General features: G+C 63.3%; 11 protein-coding genes and 1 pseudogene. 9 read left to right on the forward strand and 3 right to left on the reverse strand.

Annotation, left to right across the window (positions count from 1 at the left end):
* Positions 1-9 precede the first annotated feature (9 nt).
* From EKK97_RS01355 to EKK97_RS01390, 9 genes and pseudogenes are all read left to right on the forward strand, one after another.
* Positions 10-5,562, forward strand: coding sequence for a two-partner secretion domain-containing protein (locus EKK97_RS01355; protein ID WP_159548193.1), 5,553 nt, complete (start codon positions 10-12; stop codon positions 5,560-5,562).
* A 128-nt stretch (positions 5,563-5,690) separates the two neighbouring features.
* A pseudogene (locus EKK97_RS26025) lies at positions 5,691-5,858 on the forward strand (hypothetical protein); the annotation flags it as partial.
* Between the two features lie 318 nt (positions 5,859-6,176).
* Positions 6,177-7,619 (forward strand): beta strand repeat-containing protein, encoded by a 1,443-nt coding sequence (locus tag EKK97_RS01360; RefSeq protein ID WP_236551345.1) that lies wholly within the window; start codon positions 6,177-6,179, stop codon positions 7,617-7,619.
* Positions 7,619-10,456 (forward strand): DUF637 domain-containing protein, encoded by a 2,838-nt coding sequence (locus EKK97_RS01365; protein ID WP_159548197.1) that lies wholly within the window; start codon positions 7,619-7,621, stop codon positions 10,454-10,456. The genes EKK97_RS01360 and EKK97_RS01365 overlap by 1 nt, the downstream gene beginning before the upstream one ends.
* 10 nt (positions 10,457-10,466) lie before the next feature.
* Positions 10,467-10,739 carry a hypothetical protein gene (locus EKK97_RS01370; RefSeq protein WP_159548199.1) on the forward strand — a complete coding sequence of 91 codons (273 nt, stop codon included), beginning with the start codon at positions 10,467-10,469 and terminating at the stop codon, positions 10,737-10,739.
* 257 nt (positions 10,740-10,996) lie between these two features.
* Positions 10,997-11,200: a hypothetical protein gene (locus EKK97_RS01375; RefSeq protein ID WP_159548201.1), complete on the forward strand. Its 204-nt coding sequence runs from the start codon at positions 10,997-10,999 to the stop codon at positions 11,198-11,200.
* The gene (locus EKK97_RS01380) at positions 11,140-13,464 is read left to right on the forward strand and encodes a DUF637 domain-containing protein (RefSeq protein ID WP_159548203.1); all 2,325 of its coding nucleotides are present in this window, start codon (positions 11,140-11,142) and stop codon (positions 13,462-13,464) included. The genes EKK97_RS01375 and EKK97_RS01380 overlap by 61 nt, the downstream gene beginning before the upstream one ends.
* A 425-nt stretch (positions 13,465-13,889) precedes the next feature.
* The gene (locus EKK97_RS01385; RefSeq protein ID WP_159548205.1) at positions 13,890-14,099 is read left to right on the forward strand and encodes a hypothetical protein; all 210 of its coding nucleotides are present in this window, start codon (positions 13,890-13,892) and stop codon (positions 14,097-14,099) included.
* A 355-nt stretch (positions 14,100-14,454) separates the two neighbouring features.
* Complete coding sequence (locus EKK97_RS01390; RefSeq protein WP_159548207.1) at positions 14,455-15,138, forward strand: hypothetical protein; 684 nt, start codon at positions 14,455-14,457, stop codon at positions 15,136-15,138.
* 107 nt (positions 15,139-15,245) lie between these two features.
* On the opposite strand, the gene EKK97_RS01395 is transcribed toward EKK97_RS01390, so the two are convergent.
* The 3 genes from EKK97_RS01395 to EKK97_RS01405 all read right to left on the reverse strand — a co-directional run bounded on the left by EKK97_RS01395 (position 15,246) and on the right by EKK97_RS01405 (position 18,965).
* The gene (locus EKK97_RS01395; protein WP_159548209.1) at positions 15,246-16,751 is read right to left on the reverse strand and encodes an MFS transporter; all 1,506 of its coding nucleotides are present in this window, start codon (positions 16,749-16,751) and stop codon (positions 15,246-15,248) included.
* A gap of 54 nt (positions 16,752-16,805) precedes the next feature.
* Entirely contained in the window at positions 16,806-17,264 is a 459-nt protein-coding gene (locus EKK97_RS01400) for a universal stress protein (protein ID WP_159548211.1), read from the reverse strand.
* Between the two features lie 69 nt (positions 17,265-17,333).
* A complete protein-coding gene (locus tag EKK97_RS01405) occupies positions 17,334-18,965 on the reverse strand; it encodes an MFS transporter (RefSeq protein WP_159548213.1) in 1,632 nt (543 codons plus the stop codon).
* Positions 18,966-19,087 lie beyond the last annotated feature (122 nt).

The raw sequence follows: 19,087 nt of genomic DNA on the forward strand, positions 1-19,087 counted from the left end.
GACGCTCTTATGAATCGGCAGTGCTACCGCCTCGTTTTCAGTCAGGCCAAGGGCCAGCTCGTCGCCACCTCGGAACTGGCCATGGCCTCCGGCAAGTCGCCGGCGGAAGGCGGCCGGGCCGGGCGCCGCCGCGCGCGGCGCCAACCGGCCATTGCCGCTACGCTCGCGGCCCTGCTGCTCGGCAGCCCGGTGGCCCAGGCCGGCATTGCCAGCGACCCCAACGCCCCCGGCAATCAGCGCCCCACCGTGCTGGAAACCGCCAACGGCGTGCCCCAGGTCAACATCCAGACCCCCAGCGCCGCCGGTGTCTCACGCAACAGCTACCGCCAGTTCGACGTCTCTTCCAAGGGCGCGATCCTCAATAACTCGCGCCGCAACACCCAGACCCAGCTGAGCGGCTGGGTGCAGGGCAACCCCAACCTCACCAACGGCGAAGCCCGGGTCATCCTCAACGAAGTCAACTCGCGCCACCCCAGCCAGCTGCGCGGCTACCTGGAAGTGGCCGGCTCGCGGGCCGAAGTGGTCATCGCCAACCCGGCGGGCATCGACGTCAATGGCGCCGGCTTCATCAACGCCAGCCGCGCCACCCTCACCACCGGCACCCCCGAACTGCGCAACGGCGAGCTGACCGGCTACCGCGTGCAGCAGGGCACGGTGACCATTTCCGGCGCCGGGCTGGACGCCAGCGGCACCGACTACACCGCGATCCTGGCGCGCGCCGTCGAGGTCCAGGGCGGCGTGTGGGCCAACGACCTCGACGTGGTGGCCGGGGCCAACCGCATCGGCACCGACGGCCAGGTGATCGAACGCCTCACCCCCCAGGGCGACGCGCCGCAGGTCGCCATCGACGTCGCCCATCTCGGCGGCATGTACGCCGGCAAGATCACCCTGGTCGCCACCGAAGCCGGCGTCGGGGTCAACAACGCCGGCAGCCTCACGGCCACCCAGGCCGGCGGCGTGGGCGACGTGGTCCTCACCGCCGACGGGCGTATCGTCAACCGTGGCGCGATCACCGCCGAAGGCGACATCCAGCTCACCAGCCAGACGCGCATCGACAACCTCGGCACCGGTGCCCTCCTGGCCCAGGGCGACCTGACCCTCAGCGCCAGCGGGGCACAAGGCAGCATTCGCAACGCCAGCGGCGCCACCCTGGCCGCCGGCGTCGACGCCAACACCCTGACCCTCGGCGACAACGGCCAGCTCACCTTGAGCGCAAGCCGAACCATTGCCGCCCAAGGCCAACACCTGGCCGGCGCCGGCTTCCTGGCCGAAGCTGATACCGTCTCGCTGGCCGACAGCGAGACCCAGGCCCGCGATATCGCCGTCACCGCCCGCCGCGGCGATATCAATGCCAGCGGCGCCACGCTCACCGCCCGCGACACCCTCACCGCCAGCGCCGGGGCCACGCTGCGCACCGACGACGCCAGCGTGCAGGCCGAGCGGCTCGACCTCAGCGCCGCGGACATTTCCAACCGCGACGGCGAACTCATCCAGGCCGGCAACGACACCCTGCACCTGGCCACCGGCACGCTGGACAACCGCGGCGGACGCGTGGCCGCCAACGCCGACATCGCCATCCGGGCCGATGAACTGGATAACGCCGCCGGTACCGTAAGAGCCGGTGGCACACTCGACGTCGAGTCCGAGACCCTCGACAACCGCCAAGGCCAGCTGGTCGCCGAGAACGACCTGCGTGTCAGCGCGGATCAACTGACCAATACCCAGGGCCTGATGAGCGCGGTACAGGGCGCGCTCGACATTGCCGCCGACACCGTCGACAACACCCAAGGCCGCATCGAAGCCGCCGATGGCCTGCGCCTCGACGCGGCCGACAGCCTGACCAACACGGCCGGCGAAATCGTCCAACTGAGCGATGGGGCCGAACTCCAGATCGCCACTACGACCCTGCAGGGCAGTGATGGCTTGCTCCTCAGCCGGGGCGGGCTCACGCTGCAAGGCAGCGAGGTCGTACTCGACAGCGCCCGCACCCAGGCCCAGCGCATCGCCCTACAGGCCGACAGCCTCAGCCACCGTGAGGGAGAGCTACTGCACCTCGGCACGGAGGCTCCCCTGACCCTCGACGTGACCCAGGCGCTGGACAACACTGCCGGCCTGATCGCCAGCAACGCCGACCTGAGGCTCCAGGCCGGCGAATTGAGCAACCGGGAGGGCACCGTTCAGGCGGCGGGGGATGCCCGGCTCACCCTGAATAGGCTGGATAACCTCGCCGGCGAGGTTGTTGCGGGCGACTCGCTGGAGCTCGACGTTCAGGATGAACTCGACAACAGCCAAGGCCAACTGGTGGCCGAGAGCGACCTGAGCGTTAGTGCCAATCGGTTGGATAACACTCAAGGTTTAATGGGGGCGGTGCAGGGCTCGCTCGAGGTTGCCGCCGACACCGTCGACAACACCCAAGGCCGCATCGAGGCCGCCAACGGCCTGCGCCTCGACGTGGCCGACACCCTGACCAACGAAGCCGGCGAGATCGTCCAACTGAGTGACGGGGCCGAACTCCAAATCGACGCCACGACCCTGCACGGCAGCGACGGCCTGATGCTCAGCCAGGGGGCTCTCACCCTCGAGGGCCGCGAGGTCGTACTCGACGGCGCCCGCACCCAGGCCCAGCGCATCGTTCTGCAGGCCGATAGCCTGAGCCATCGCGGCGGCGAACTGCTCCACCTCGGCAGCGACAGCCCCTTGAGCCTCGACGTCACCCAGGCGCTGGATAACACCCAGGGTCTGATCGCCAGCAACGCCGACCTGACGCTGCGTACCGGCGAACTGATCAACCGGGAGGGTACCGTTCAGGCGGCGGGCGATGCCCTGCTTTCACTGAATGAGCTGGATAACCACGCCGGAGAAGTCGTCGCGGGTGGCACGCTGGAGCTCGACGTTCAGGATGAACTCGACAACAGCCAAGGGCAGTTGGTCGCCGAGAACGACATTCGTCTCAACGCGGATCGGCTGAGCAATGCCCAGGGCCTGATCGGCGCGGTACAGGGGGCGCTCAATGCCAATGCCCAATCTCTCGACAACACCCAGGGCCGCATCGAAGCTGCCGATGGCCTGCGCCTCGACGTGGCCGACACCCTGACCAACGAAGCCGGCGAGATCGTCCAACTGAGTGACGGGGCTGAACTCCAAATCGACGCCACGACCCTGCACGGCAGCGACGGCCTGATGCTCAGCCAGGGCGGTCTGGTGCTGGCGGCAAGTGACATCGTGCTCGACAGCGCCCGCACCCAGGCCCAGCGCATCGCCCTGCAGGCGGCTAGCCTCCAACACCGCGGCGGCGAGCTGCTCCACCTCGGCGGCGACGCTCCCCTGACCCTCGACGTGACCCAGGCGCTAGACAACAGCGCCGGCCTGATCGCCAGCAACGCCGACCTGACGCTGCGTACCGGCGAGCTGACCAACCGGGAGGGCACCGTTCAGGCCGCGGGCAATGCCTCGCTTTCCGTGAATGGACTGGATAACCACGCCGGGGAGATCGTCGCGGGCGACTCGCTGGAGCTCGACGTTCAGGATGAACTCGACAATAGCCAGGGCCAACTGCTGGCGGATGCCATTCATCTCACCGCAGGCACGCTGGTGAACCGTGAGGGACTCGTCAGTGCCGCTCGCGATGGCTTGAGCATCGACTCGACGGCACTCGACAATACCCAGGGGCAGATGGAAGCGGTGGGCAATGTCGTGCTCACGGTGGAGGGGGCGCTGGCCAACCTGCGTGGCAGCATCATGCAGCTTGGCGCGGGCGAACTGCAGCTCTCCAGCGCAAGCCTGGCGAATACCAATGGCTTTGTCGCCGCGAATGGCGATCTTGCTCTGCAGGCCGGCAGCGTGGCCAACCGTGGGGGCACATTGCAAGCGGCGGGTGATGCCTACGTGAACGCCGCATCGCTCGACAACCGCCAGGGTGAACTGCTCTCCGGCGGTGCGCTGGGCGTGACGGTCGAGGGCCAGGTCGACAACGCCCAGGGCCAGCTGCTGGCCCAGCGCTCGTTCGACCTGCAAGCGGCGAGCCTCACCAATACGCAGGGCGCGATCGGCACGGTGGAGGACGATCTCACCCTCACCCTCGGCGGCACGCTCGACAACGCCAATGGCTCGCTGGAGGCAGGTGACGAGCTTCACATTCGCGGCCGGGAGCTGAACAACCAGGGCGGCACCCTGCTCGGCGAGCGCGTCACGCTGAATACCGCCGGGCGGCGGCTGGACAATACCGCGGGCCAGATCGCCGCCCGCGACGTCCTGACCATCGTCAGCGGCGTGCTGGACAACACCGGCGGCACGCTGCGCTCCGGCGGTGACCTTGCCCTCGATACCCAGGGCCGTAACCTGCTCAATCTCGACAACGCCGGGAGCGGTGGCATCCTGGCCAACGGCGCCCTGGTCCTGCGCAGCGGCCAGCTCGACAACAGCGGCGGCCTGATCGGCGTCGGGGCACTGGAGATCGAGGCGACAGGCGTCACCAACCGCAACGGCACCCTGTTCAGCCGGGGCGAGCTGACCCTGGCGGCCACCGACCTCGACAACCGCAGCGGCGAACTCCTGGCGCTGGGCGACCTGCGCCTCGCCCTAGCTGATGCGCTGCGCAACCAGGGCGGCCTGGTGCGCTCCCTGGGCCTACTCGACATCGCCGCCCGACGCCTGCTCAACGGCACCACGCTGGGCGACGAGCAAGGGCTCGAAGGGCGCAACGTGAGCATCGTCGCCGACGAGATCCACAACCGGCAGGGTGCGATGCGTGCCGACGAACGGCTCGACCTCGACTCGGCCAACGGCATCGACAACCGCGATGGTCTGCTCTCCTCGCGGCACACCCTCGCCGTGCGGGCCGACGACCTCGACAACCAGGGCGGCACCCTGATCGCCAACCAGCGCCTGGCCCTGGCGCTGGCCCGCCTGCTCGGCAACGGCCGGCTGCTGTCGCTGGGCGACCTGGCGCTGCAGCTCGCCAGCGACTTCACCCTGAACCAGGGCGCCGAACTCAAGGCGGCCGGCGACCTGCAGCTGGCCACCACCGGTGCCCTGACCAATCGCGGCACCCTGCAGGCCGGCGCCACCTTGGAACTTGAAGCCAGCACCCTCGTCAACGCCGCCACTGGCGAGCTCTCGGGCGCGACCACCCGGCTCCAGGCCGGCCTGCTCACCAACCGCGGGCTGATCGACGGCGTGACCACTCGCATCGACGCCACCACCCTCGACAACCTCGGCACCGGACGCATCTACGGCGACCGGCTCGGCATCCAGGCCACCACCCTGACCAACCAGCGTGCGGGCGGCATTTCCCCGGTCATCGCCGCCCGCGAACGGCTCGATCTCGGCGTACGTAACCTGACCAACCGCGACGAAGCGCTAATCTTCAGCGCCGGCGACATGGCCATCGCGGGCAGGCTCAACGCCGCCGGCAATGCCACCGGCCAGGCGCGCCGCATCGACAATAACAGCGCCACCATCGAATCGCTGGGCGATATGAGTATTGCTGCGGAGGCGATAAACAATACCAATGAGTATTTCGAGACAAGACTCGAGTTGGTGGGGGCGGGCCGAGGCAGGTGACTTATCTGAAGCCTTCTGGATGGTCAGATAAAAGGCCTCTAGACGAATTTTATGCAACTACGGGTTGTCATAGGCGTTCAAGGAGTTGTGTTCTCGCTTATGTTCATGAAGCTACCGGCCAAGAGGTGATGCATTGGTGGGAGTACGAGCTGGAACGCATTGAGTATACGAGTAGAGTAATAGCCTCTTTGCCGGGAGAAATACTGTCTGGTGGTAATCTAGCAATCTCAGGTGGTTCACTCGTCAATGATAAAAGTAAGGTGCTGTCAGGAGGGGTGCTTGCGACTTATTTGACTAGCCTTAATAACGTCGAGGCACTTGGAGAGCGAAGGGTACAGGAGTCAGGAAAGGTTAGGTGGAGCTACTGGGAGCAATTTCATCAAGAAAATAATACTGGCGATATAACTCGCTATTGGACTGAGTGGGAAAACTATAGCGGCGGCTCAAGTACGACTACGATTAATTTAAACGCAGGCGATTTCGGAGGCAACCGCAACCTGGCCGGCACCGGCACCCAACTCAACGCCGCACAACATAACGTCACCATCAACGGCTCCGCCTCCAGCACCGGCACCATCACGTCAGGTGCCGGTAACGTCAATGTGGGCGGAGGCATGATCGAAGTGCCGGCACGCGTGCCCGCCGCTATCACGTCGCGCTCCGGTGACCTGCACCTGGTCGATACCTCGGCAGTCGGCAGCCAGGCTCAGGCGAATCGGCAATCGGCCGAGGCACAGCTGATCGAGCGCCAGGCGGGCAGTGCGTCATCGCATCAGGCTGGCGAGTTGGCCATCGACCGCCAGGCCATGAGCGGTGCCGGCGACGTCATCCGCACCCTGACGCCCCAGCTCCAGCTGCCCAGCAACAGCCTGTTCCAGCTCAAGCCCACCGGCATCCGGCCGCTGGTCGAGACCGATCCGCGCTTCACCAACCAGCGCCAGTGGCTCAGCTCCGACTACCTGCTCTCGGCCCTGCATCCCGACCCGGCCATGACCCAGAAGCGCCTGGGCGACGGTTTCTATGAGCAGCGCCTGATCCGCGAGCAGGTCACCCAGCTGACCGGGCAGCGCTTCCTCGAAGGCTATGCCGACGACGAGGCGCAGTACGCCGCGCTGATGAACAACGCCGCGACCTTCGCCAAGGCGCACGGCCTGCGCCCCGGCGTGGCCCTCACCGCCGAGCAGATGGCCCAGTTGACCAGCGACATCGTGTGGCTGGTGGAGCAGACGGTGACCCTGGCGGACGGCAGCACGGTCAAGGTGCTGGTGCCCCAGGTCTACGCCCGGGTGCGCGACGGCGACCTGCGCGGCGACGGCACCCTGATCGCCGGCAGCGCCCTGGACCTCAACGTGGCCGGCGAGCTGATCAACTCCGGCGCGCTGGCCGGCCGCCAGGGCGTGACCGTCTCTGCCGATCGTATCGCCAACCTCAACGGACGCATCTCAGGCGACGACGTCACGCTGACCGCCGCCAGCGACCTGCTCAACCGGGGCGGCGACATCGACGGCCGCGCCGTCACGCTGTTCGCCGGCCGCGACCTCGCCCTGCAAGGGGGCGGTGTGAGCGCCGAGCGTGAACTGACCCTGCAGGCCGGCCGCGACCTCGCGCTGACCAGCCAGGCGGGGCGGCAGACCACGCTCACGGTCACGGATCGCGACGGCCTGCTGCAAGCCGGTGCCGGACGCGACCTCACCATCGCCGGCGCCGCCCTCGACTCGGCCGGCAGCCTGGCGCTGGGCGCCGGTCGCGACCTGAACATCGCCAGCATCCTCGACACTCAGTCCAACCGCTACGGCAGAGTGACCCTCAAGACGGCCGACATCGACCACCAGGCCACGCTGACCGCCGGCCAGGACCTGCTCCTCAACGCCGGGCGCGACCTCAGCCTCGCCGCGGTCGACGTCAGCGCCGGCGGCAACGGCCTGATCGCCGCCGGCCGCGACCTGGCCTTGGCCACCCTGGCCACGGGCAGCGACCTGCGCGGCAACCCCGCCTCCAGCGCAGCCACCAGCAGGAGGCCGGCACCACGCTCGCCATCGGCAACGACCTCAGCCTGATGGCCGGCCAGGACCTCTACGCCCGCGCCGCCGACGTCAGCGCCGAAGGCGACCTGGGCGTCATCGCCGGGCGCAACATCGAGATCGAGGCGGGACAGTCCAGCCAGTACGAAGAGCGGCGCACCCGCCGAACCCACACCATTGACAGCCAGAGCCGCGTGCAGGGTAGCGACTTCGCCGCGGGGGGCAACCTCAGCCTCACCGCGGGCGAAGACCTGCGCCTGACCGCCAGCCGCCTGCAGGCCGGCGAGAGCGCCGCCCTGCTGGCCGGGGGTGACATCGAACTCCTCACCGCCCAGGAGCACGACTACTCCCTCTACGAATCGCGCCGCCGCGGCACGTTCGGCGGCAGCCGCACCCAGCGCGACGAAGTCAGCAAGACCCGCGCCATCGGCAGCCAAGTCACCACCGGCGGCGACCTGCTGATCGCCAGCGGGCAGGACCAGACCTACCAGGCCGCCCGCCTGGAAGCCGATGGCGACATCGAACTGCAAAGCGGCGGCAGCATCCGCTTCGAAACCGCCAGCGACGTGCACACCGAATCCCACGAGCGCAGCAAGAGCAGCTTCGCTTGGCAATCCGCCTCCGGCGAAGGCTTCACCCGCGAGACGCTGCGCCACAGCGAACTGGTGGCCCAGGGCGAGCTCATCATCCAGGCCGCCGACGGCCTCCAGATCGACGTGGAGCAGATCGACCGGCGCAGCGTCAGCCAGACCATCGACGCCATGGTCGCGGCCAACCCCGACCTCGCCTGGCTGAAGGAGATGGAGCAGCGCGGCGACATCGACTGGCGCCGGGTCAAGGCCTTCCACGACAGCTGGGACTATGAACAGTCCGGGCTTGGAGCAGGCGCGGCGCTGGCCATTGCCATCGTCGCCGCTGCCTGGGCCGGCCCGGCGGCCTCCGGCTTGCTGGGGCTGGCCGAAGGCGGCCTGGCCGCCAGCATGGTGACGGCCGGTGCCGGCTCGCTGGCCGGTACCGGCGCGGTCAGCCTGGTCAACAATCGCGGCGACCTGGGTACCGCCCTTGGCGATACTTTCTCCAGTGGTAGCCTGCGCAGCGCCGCCACCGCCGCCTTGACGGCCGGTGCCACCCGCGGCATGACCGATCAGGTGTGGGGAACGCAGACCAACCCCACCACCGGTGCCACCAACAACCTCAACCTCAGCTTTGGCCAAGGGAGCGATATCGCCCGCTTCGCCGGGCAGCGTGCCAGCCAGGCCGTCATCGATGCGGGGATTCGCAGCGCCGTGGAAGGCGGCAGCTACCGCAATCACCTCGGCGACAGCCTCGAAAGCGCCGTGCACCACGTCGCCAGTGGCGTACTGTTCAACGCCGTGGGCGACTTCAGCCATGGCCGTTACGCTAACGGCAGCCCCGAAAAAATTGCCCTACATGCGTTGACGGGTGGGATGGTGGCAGAAGCCATGGGCGGCGACTTCAAGACCGGCGCCATGGCCGCTGGCGCCAATGAAGCCCTGGTGGAGTACCTGGACAGCCAACTGGGCAGCGACCCCGAAACGCGAACCCTCTTCTTGACCACCGCCTCGCAGCTGGTGGGTATCGTCGCCGCCGAGCTGGTAAACGGCGACGTGCACCAGGGAGCCGAGATCGCCGCGCAGGCGACGCGGTATAACTACCTGGCGCACCCGGAAGCCAAGCGGCTACAAGAACTGAATCGCCTACTGGAAGACGACAACCTCACAGCGGCACAGCGCCAAGCTCTGGAGGAGGAACGTCTGGCGATTCAAACACTCAGCCAGTCGCGTGACCGTGCGCTGGAGGAAGCCTGTGGCCAAGGCGGCTCGGCACAAGCCTGCAGCTACGAACGGGCCTTGCTGCAGGTTGCCATGAATAGCTGGCAGGACGTGACACTGGGTCGAGAGGACCGAGACACGGTCTTTGCCGAGTACCTCCATACGGCGAGCCAGTATGGCCAGCACCAGCAGCAGCGCATGGAGCGTATTGGTGCCGAAGCCCTCACGGAGATGGTGGTAGACTCTATCAACGCACCCGCCATAGTGGGACAGCTGGTCGGGCAAGCGCTGCTGGGTGACGAAGAATCTCAAGCGCTACTGCGGGAGATGGGCCAAGAGATAAAGGCCTTATTCACCAATCCGGCGAACTACATTACCGAGAGTGCCCACGAACAGCTGGCCCAGGCCGATGCGCTGGAGCAGGCAGGGCGGCTGGATGAAGCCGACAGGCTGAGAGTACGTGTCGCGCTAGAAAACGAGTCGCTACTGCTGGGCACCGCTGGACTGGTGGCAAGTCTGCCGAGGCTGGCCAAGAGTGTTGTCACCAGCCGGTCAGGCATGGCGGGCGGAGGTGACTTTTCTGGGAGCCGGGTGCAGGATAGGGCGGGCGTTCCAAACAACAATCTTGAGTACTGGGCTTCTTCCTCTAATACTGTACCGCTGAGCTATGACATCTCTCTCTGGGGTGAATATGGCCTCCCAAGTGATGGTTATTTCTCCCGCACCATTACTCTTAGAGACGCGTTAAAAATGCAAGAGGACCTTCCCATTAGCTTTGGAGGTCGCCCTGTGGATGGCTTCCCTGATGGCGCTGGCTTCCTTGGCTCGGCGGAAGAGCTTTACAGGTTCACGAACGCAAGAGACCTCCAAAAAGCTTTAGACATTCGTTACGAGCCAGATTTCATCCTTGAATTTCAGCTCAAAGATACTTCCAGGTTGCAAAATTTGTTGCAGTTCGATGATCCGTTGTTCCGTGTCGGAGGAAAAACGCTGAGTGGGCAGAGGGAATTTAATTTTCCTGGGATAACAAGTGATGATATCGTGAACTGGCGGTTAAGAGCGCTCAAGGAATTTGACTGAGGAATTGGTTGTGGAATCGAAGAAATGTGAGCCTAAGTGCAAGCTTAAAAATATAAAATACTTGGCAGAAAAGCCAAGTCCTGAATATCCAGATGATGGGACTGCATCCTATAGTCTTGTAGGGTGCAAGATCTGTGGGTCATTGATGGAGCTACGTCAAGGTTTTGAGGCTGACAGATGGGGAAGTGCTGAAACTGTAGAAGTTGAGGTCGGTTACCAATATGCGAAAGAAAATTATGGAATGAGCGAGGCGGAGATACGGGAGAAATTGGGTCTTCTTTGAATTTTGAAGATACGCTGCTCAAAGAAGTTTATTGGCCTCTGATAGGAGGGCTGGAAATTAAGTGGGCTTTGTTGGGGCTGGTGGATTTCATCAAAGTATGACAGTCTCAATGTTTGGTGTTACGCTTGGTTCATCAGTTGTTTTTCTCATGACGCACTGCAATTGCTATCGTGTCGCGATCTTTAACAACCGAGTTTATTGCATCTTGTCGGGTAGGCTGAGGCCGCCCGATAAAATGCTTGCCGCGATGCTGAAATGTGTACAGTGATGGTGTTCACCTGACACAAGCCACTATCGACTCGCTAAACACAACTTGCAATGTTAGCCTGAACCTGAGCGACCAGCGGGTCGACGCCAGCTACGCCAGTGTCATCGAGCAGAGCGGTATCTTCACCGGCGATTGCGGCTACCAGGTCGACATCGATGGTCGTACCCGCCTGAACGGCGGCGCCATCGCCTGACCGCCAGCCGTCTGCAGGCAGGTAACGAGGCCTCGCTGCTGGCCGGTGGCGACATCGAACTCCTCACCGCCCAGGAGCATGGCTACTCCCTCTACGAATCGCGCCGCCGTGGCACGTTCGGCGGCAGCCGCACCCAGCGCGACGAAGTCAGCCACACCCGCGCCATCGGCAGCCAAGTCACCACCGGCGGCGACCTGCTGATCGCCAGCGGGCAGGACCAGACCTACCGGGCCGCCCGCCTGGAAGCCGATGGCGACATCACCCTGCAAAGCGGCGGCAGCATCCGCTTCGAAACCGCCAGCGACGTGCACACCGAATCCCACGAGCGCAGCAAGAGCAGCTTCGCTTGGCAATCCGCCTCCGGCGAAGGCTTCACCCGCGAGACGCTGCGCCACAGCGAACTGGTGGCCCAGGGCGAGCTCATCATCCAGGCCGCCGAAGGCCTCCAGATCGACGTGGAGAAGATCGACCGTCGCAGCGTCAGCCAGACCATCGACGCCATGGTCGCCGCCAACCCCGACCTCGCCTGGCTGCAGGAGATGGAAGAGCGTGGCGACATCGACTGGCGGCAGGTCAAGGCCTTTCACGACAGCTGGGACTACGAACAATCCGGGCTAGGAGCAGGCGCGGCGCTGGTGGTGGCCATCGTTGCCTCGGCTACCGGTCAGTACTACGCCCTGGGGGCCTTGGGCGGTGCGAGCGCCGGCGCAGTGGCCGTGGGGGCGAGCGCGGCCGCCGGCTCGCTGGCCGGTACCGCTGCGGTGAGTGTCATCAACAACCGCGGCGACCTTGGCGCCACCTTCAGTGACACCTTCTCCTCCGGCAGCCTGCGCAATGCCGCCATCGCCGGCGTGACGGCCGGTGCCACCCGCGGCATGACCGATCAGGTGTGGGGAACGCAGACCAACCCCATCACCGGTGCCACTAACAACCTCAACCTCAGCTTCGGCCAAGGGAGCGATATCGCCCGCTTCGCCGGGCAGCGTGCCAGCCAGGCCGTCATCGATGCGGGGATTCGCAGCGCCGTAGAAGGAGGCAGCTACCGCAATCACTTCGGCGACAGCCTCGAAAGCGCCGTGCACCATGTCGCCAGCGGTGTGCTGTTCAATGCCGTGGGCGACCGTGCCTTCGACAACCGCTGGGACGAGGGCAGTCCGCAAAAGATCGCCCTGCATGCCTTGGTTGGGGGCTTGACTGCCGAAGCCATGGGCGGCGACTTCCGTACCGGCGCCCTGGCCGCGGGCGCCAGCGAAGCGCTCGTTCATCACCTCGTAGAGAACGGTCGCGCCAATCCGGAACTGAGCAACACCATCGCTCAACTGGTGGGCATCGTCGCGGCCGAGCTCAGCGGCGGCGACGCCAACGACGGCGCCTTCATCGCCGGCCAGGTGGAGAGCTACAACCGCCAACTGCACTCCGAAGAACGCAAGCTGGCAAGGGATCTGGCGGATCTGAGCGAGGGGCGCTTTACCCTGGAAGAGATTGAGCAGGCGATGCGTGGCATGCATAACGATGGCTTGGGCGAAGGCCGGGGCGCCAATACCATCGTTGATCTGCACGACCTTGCCGACATAGATACCAACTATTTCGACTTTGGCGGAGACTGGCGCGCTCTACCCGGTCCGGACGGCACGACTCGCTATCTGTTCCAGCAAGTACCGACCGATACCCCGCCGGAGCTGATCGCCTATATCATCGAGCAGACCGGTGGGGAAAACTCACCCTATCGTGCGCCTGTCTACCAACTCCCGGCAGAAGAGGCCGCGCCAGGCCAACCTCGGGATCGCTTGACGGGGCGGCCACTTGACGAAGAGGGCCGCTACACGGTCAGCTATGTCGTGGATGGAAAGATCTACCATGTCCCGCATTTCCCATGTGGAAATGCGGAATGTAATGCGCAGGGTGCCAACGTCGATTACAGCGATCCGGGGGCCCAGGCATGGGCGAGGGCGCTGGATGCCAAGACAGTGAGTGACGCAGGCCGATTGGCAACAGTTGGTGTCGTAGTAGCTTCGGCGCCAGTAGGGTTGGGTTTATCGGTCGGCTCTACAGGCCTTAGCTTATATGAAGGCTTTCTAAGAGAAGAAGCTGCTCATGCAGCTTCTAAAGAGGCACTGGTCGCTGGTTTTGAGAAATATGCCGAGGCAAGAGGGCTGCCTGCGTCTGCGGCAAGGAGAATGGCTGCAGCGATAGATCTAACGGGAAGGTGGGATGCTGTTATAGAAAATGGAGCAAACTTAATGAGATCGATTGATGAGCAATAATGCCACTGACTCAGCCTGGTTGAGAATCAGAAACCGATACAGAGTTTTCGTGGTGTGGGCTTTGGCTATAGTGCCTGTCGTATATTCGATATGGCATTATTGGGGCGAGTGGACGATTTTTTTTGGTGCTTTAGCGGGGCATTGGTTGTTTTGGCAAGCAATAGTGGCTTGTTTGTATGATAAAACAATATGGCCTGGAGGAGCTGCTCCAGAAGATGGTAAAGCTATTCGAGGGGGGTGGTGGCGTTTGCTGTGGCAGGATATATTACAATGTTTTTTTATTTTTTCTGAGGTATCTACCCTGGAGTCAGTATCCTAAGGGGTGAAGATGAGTAATAGAGGAAAAGAGGTGGTTGGGTGGGTGGGGTTAAGGAATAAGTTGCGTCTTTATGTAGTATGTCTAATGGTGGGAGGGGCTGTTTTTAATGCTGTTTTCCGTTTTTGGGGGGTGGGTGGAGTTCTTTGCCATTCTGGCTGTCCAGTTTTTATTTGGCCAGTCGGTGTGGGCATACCTTTATGACAAGAATATGGTCATAGGTCCAGGAGGTGCCTATATGAAAGATGGAGTGGTGGCTAGAAATATTGCTCTGGTTTTTTCCGTTTTTGGCTATTTGGTATTTTATTTTTATGGCTAATAAATCGGTAAGGGACAGCTGAGGTGGGGAGGGGTTGCATAAATTTATCCGTTTATATCTCAGGTGAGCCATCACAATTCTGAATCGAACCTATGGTCCTGTTTTTTGGCTAAATCGTTAAAGTTTTCATCGCCATGGCCGAAAAGAAGACTAACGTAAGCCAAGCAGGGGCGCCTATATGAACCACTAGCGCTAGCAGCATGCCTTCCGCTGTGCGGAGGGCCGGCCCATGTCATCTTTAGAACATGTCGCCATGGAGGGGAACTTCCAGAGGCCGGCAGGATTGGGTGCCTTCGGCACTCCTTGCTACACCCGGATTAGGGTGTGAAAAACATTTTTATAAAAGGGTGGTAAGATGTACAAAGGGATCACAACACTTTTCTTGGGTTTCATGTTGGTCGGTTGCGTCAGCACCAACACAGTACCCATGGATACCGCTCAGGTAGAGCAGACCTCTCCCAGCTCTATTACGACATCCAGTCGAGAGAAACCTAGTTTTCTTGCCATGACAGCCGGAAAAGCCATGGTGGGCGGGCTGGTAGGCGCTGCAGCGATGATGATAGCAGGGAACAACATCGTTGAAGAGAACGAGATCGAGGATCCGGCTGGCTATATAAGCAGTGGGTTGGCGGCATCACTTGCCGAGCGGTTTGGGATAGAGCAAGTGGACGAAAACGACTTCATGACCAAGGAAACGGGGGTGGCAGGGCTGTCAAGATACTATGCGGCCAGCGACTTGCTGGTGGATGTTGAAACCCTGGGTTGGGGCTTTTCCTACTATCCTTCCGCCATGAGAACCTATGACGTTGCATATTCCGCAAGGCTCAAAGTGATCGATACACGGTCGATGCAGGCTGTAGCCGAAGCTTATTGTAATAGACGGCCAAGTAAAACCGATGACTCACCGAGCCATGCCGAGCTATTGGAAAACGGTGCTGAGCGACTCAAGCAGGAACTCATGGCTGCTGCGGATTCTTGCCTGCGAGAATTCGAGAACAAAATATTCCCACGAAATCAGCAGATGCTTAGCGAAGCCTGACCTGCTTTGGTAGCCGGTGTATTACATCGGCTGCCGTTTCGGTGCCAAAAAAAGCGGCAACCGAAGTCGCCGCTTGGGTGAGCCCTACAGGCTCGATCAACCCGCCGTCATGACTTGGCCTGCGCCTGTGCCGCGGCCAGTTCCTGCTCTTCGATCATGCGGTCCACCGAGGAGACGTAGTACTCCTCGTCGAACGCACCTTCCGGTTCCTTCAGCCAGATCAGGCAGATCAGCCAGCTGAGGAAGGCGCCGCCGGCGATGATGTAGAAGAACTGGGTTGGGGTGACGAAGGTGAAGATGGTCAGGTAGACCACCGCTCCCACGTTGCCGTAGGCGCCGGCCATGCCCGAGATCTGGCCGGTGATGCGGCGCTTGATCGAGGGAATGATGCCGAAGGTGGCGCCCTCCGCCCCCTGTACGAAGAAGGAGGTGAAGATGGTGATGGCGATGGCGATGATCAGCGGCCAGTTGGAGTTGAGCATGCCCATCAGCACGAAGCCGATACCGATGCCGAACATGTAGCTGAGCATGACGAAGCGGCGGTTGCCCATGCGGTCGGAGACCAGGCCGCCCATGGGGCGCGCCACCAGGTTGACGAAGGCGAAGGAGGCGGCGATCAGGCCGGCGGCGGCGGCGGTCAGCCCCCAGGTCTCCTCGAAGAACATCGGCAGCATCGAGACCACCGCCAGCTCGGCGCCGAAGTTGGCGAAGTAGGTGCTGTTGAGCGCGGCCACGCTGCTGAAGGAGTACTTGTCATCCTCCGGCACGCCCTTCTTGAGGATCGGCACGTTGACCCGCAGGATCTGCACGATCTGGTAGATCACCACCGCGGCGATCACCACGTAGCAGATCAGCGCGCCGGTGCTGGAGAGATAGCCCATGCCTTCGATGCGCCACACCAGGATCGCCAGGCAGCCCACCAGCGGAATGGTCCACAGGATCAGCTTGATCATGTCGCCCCAGGAACTCACTTCCATTGCCAGTGCCTTGCGCGGCTTGCGGTGGGCGCGGGCGTCGGGGCCGTCGGTGATGGCGAACCAGTAGAACACGCCGTAGGCGGCCATCACGATGGCGCTCATGCCGATGGCGTAGCGCCAGCCGTCGGCACCGCCGAACATGGTCAAGGCAATGGTGGGCAGCGTCATGGCAGCGGCGGCGGAGCCGAAGTTGCCCCAGCCGGCGTAGAAGCCCTCGGCGAAGCCGATGTCCTTGGGCTTGAACCACAGCGCGGTCATGTGGATGCCGACCACGAAGCTGGCGCCGATGGAGCTTAGCACCAGGCGCGAGATCAACAGCTGCGACATGGTATTGCCGAAGGCGAACACCAGCGCCGGAACGGCCATGGCGACCATCAGCACCGAGAACACCCGGCGCGGGCCGAAGCGGTCCAGTGCCATGCCGACGATGATGCGTGCCGGGATGGTCAGCGCCACGTTGACGATGGCGAACAGGCGGATGTCGTCGCGGGTCAGCCAGTCGACGCTCTTGAGCATGCTCGATGCCAAGGGCGCCATGTTGAACCACACGTAGAAGGTGATGAAGAACGCGATCCAGGTCAGGTGCAGGGCCCTGATCTCCGGGCTGCGGAACTTGAAGACGGCGGACACTTTCATGGTCGTATCATCCTGAAGTAAGAACTCGTATGGCCACGCTTGGCGGGATCGCCGTCAGGGGCTCGGCAGGATCAGGAGCGGACATTCGACGCGCCGGGCCAGGAAAGAGCTGACCTTGCCGAAGGTCATGTAGTCGAGTTCGTCGACGAAATAGCTCAGTGACTGGGCGATGATGCCGCCGTCGGGCTTGCTGCTGTGGCGGGCGATGACCAATACGTCCGGCTGGTGTTTCTGGGTGGCGTGCAGCAGCATCTTGCGGGCGTCACCCTCGGCCAGCACCCAGTCGACCTCGAAACCCTCCTGATGGGCGAAGTCGGCCCCTTCCTTCAGCGCCGCCTTCAACTCCTCGTACTCCTGCTGGAACAGTTCCTCGTTGGCATCGGTGGCGTCGCCGGGGTTCTCCGCCACGCCGACCAGGATCAGCGTGGGGGCGTTGCAGCGAAACAGGCTGACGGTCTGGGCCAGGGCCAGTTTGGCGTTGCGCGAGCCGTCATAAGCGATCATGACTTTCATGACATCCCTCCGAAGAAGGCAAGGTAGTGGGGTGTGCTCTGGCCCCAGGCCAGAGCACCGATGACCGCATCAGGGGTTTTTGACGTAGGCGTTGGGGCGCAGGTAGAACCACCAGTTGATCACCAGGCACACCGCGTAGAAGATCGCGAAGCCGTACATGGCGAGCTCCGGGGTGCCGGCGCGGATCTGTCCGCCCATCACCACCGGGGCGATGAAGGCGCCGTAGGCGGCCACGGCGGAGGTCCAGCCCAGCACCGGGCCCTTCTGCTGGGCATCGAAGATCACGCCGATGCTGCGGAAGGTGGAGCCGTTGCCGATGCCACTGGCGGCGAACAGGATCACGAACAGCAGCATGAACAGGGCGAAGTAGCTGTTGGGATCGGTGGAGTTGTAGGCCAGCATCATCACGTAGCCGGTCACCGCCGAGGCCACCACCATGACCACCGAGATCACCTGGGTGACGATGGAGCCGCCCACCTTGTCGGAGATCCAGCCGCCGATGGGGCGAATCAGGGCGCCGACGAAGGGGCCGATCCAGGCCCAGGTCAGGGCGCTGGGGCCGTTGGGGTTGACTACGCGGGCTACGCTGCCGTCGGCGGCGACTTCCATCATGTTGCCGAAGATGACGTTGATCGAGAGCGGCAGCGCTGCGGAGAAGCCGATGAACGAGCCGAAGGTAAGGATGTAGAGCACCGTCATCGACCAGGTGTGCTTGTTCGAGAAGATGGCGAACTGCTTCTGGATGTTGGGCTTGATCTCACCGGGGATCAGGCGCATCAGCGCCAGGGTCAGCAGGATGGTGACCGGCAGGGCGACCCACATGCCCAGCCACTGCAGGGTGACGATACCCACCACGGTGGCGATGACACCCACGCCGTAGAGGCCGAGGATCTTGCCGAAGGCCTGCAGCGGCGTGCCCGGGTTGGGCGTGATGGGGCGCAGGTTGTTCATGCCGAACCAGCCGAGGAAGGCCAGCGGCACCAGGAACACCAGCCAGATGAAGCCGGCGTTCTGGATCCAGGTCGGCGTGCCCGCCTCGATGCGGCCGATCAGTGTGCCGCTGGCGCTGGTGAGTTCCATGGAGCCGCCGGCAATGGCACCGAAGATGCCCACGGTCATCACCAGCGGGATCAGGATCTGCATGGTGGTGACGCCGAAGTTACCCAAGCCGGCGTTCATGCCCAGTGCATAGCCCTGCTGCTTCTTGGGGAAGAAGGTCGAGATGTTGCTCATCGAGGCGGCGAAGTTGCCGCCGCCGATGCCCGAGAGCAGCGCCAGGGTCTGGAACACCCAGAACGGCGTGTCTGGGTTCATCAGCGCGACCCCGGTGCCGAAGGCCGGGATCATTAGTAGCGCAGTGGTCAGGAACACGGTGTTGCGCCCGCCGGCGATGCGGATCATGAACGAGGCGGGTATGCGCAGGGTGGCACCGGCGAGGCCGGCGATGGCGGTCAGCATGAAGAGCTGGTCGACGGCGAAGGGGAAGCCCAGGTTCTGCATCTGGGTGGTGATCATTCCCCACATCATCCACACTGCGAAGCCCATCAGCAGGCTGGGGATGGAGATCCACAGGTTGCGGGAGGCGACTTTCTTGCCTTCCTGCTCCCAGAACTGCTCGTTTTCGATATCCCAGTGCTCGATGTCGGCATTCTTTGGCCTGCCGGCACCGAGCTTGCCGATATCGGCGCTCGATTTAGCCATGACGTTTTCCCCTTGAGGTTTCGCTGATCCCGCCTTGCGACATCCGTCCTGACCGGGATCAATTCAGGTTCGGTTGAGGCAAAGATACGCCCGGCAATGACACGGCGAAACCGGACGAAAAC

Origin of the sequence: Billgrantia tianxiuensis (assembly GCF_009834345.1) — a bacterium.
Taxonomy (GTDB): domain Bacteria; phylum Pseudomonadota; class Gammaproteobacteria; order Pseudomonadales; family Halomonadaceae; genus Halomonas; species Halomonas tianxiuensis.

Excerpts from the sequence above, each read along its gene's own strand:
- EKK97_RS01355 (WP_159548193.1), top strand. The coding sequence starts at position 10 with ATGAATCGGCAGTGCTACCGCCTCGTTTTCAGTCAGGCCAAGGGCCAG.
- EKK97_RS01360 (WP_236551345.1), top strand. The coding sequence starts at position 6,177 with ATGATCGAAGTGCCGGCACGCGTGCCCGCCGCTATCACGTCGCGCTCC.
- EKK97_RS01365 (WP_159548197.1), top strand. The coding sequence starts at position 7,619 with ATGGCCGGCCAGGACCTCTACGCCCGCGCCGCCGACGTCAGCGCCGAA.
- EKK97_RS01385 (WP_159548205.1), top strand. The coding sequence starts at position 13,890 with ATGCTGTTTTCCGTTTTTGGGGGGTGGGTGGAGTTCTTTGCCATTCTG.
- EKK97_RS01390 (WP_159548207.1), top strand. The coding sequence starts at position 14,455 with ATGTACAAAGGGATCACAACACTTTTCTTGGGTTTCATGTTGGTCGGT.
- EKK97_RS01395 (WP_159548209.1), bottom strand. The coding sequence starts at position 16,751 with ATGAAAGTGTCCGCCGTCTTCAAGTTCCGCAGCCCGGAGATCAGGGCC.
- EKK97_RS01400 (WP_159548211.1), bottom strand. The coding sequence starts at position 17,264 with ATGAAAGTCATGATCGCTTATGACGGCTCGCGCAACGCCAAACTGGCC.
- EKK97_RS01405 (WP_159548213.1), bottom strand. The coding sequence starts at position 18,965 with ATGGCTAAATCGAGCGCCGATATCGGCAAGCTCGGTGCCGGCAGGCCA.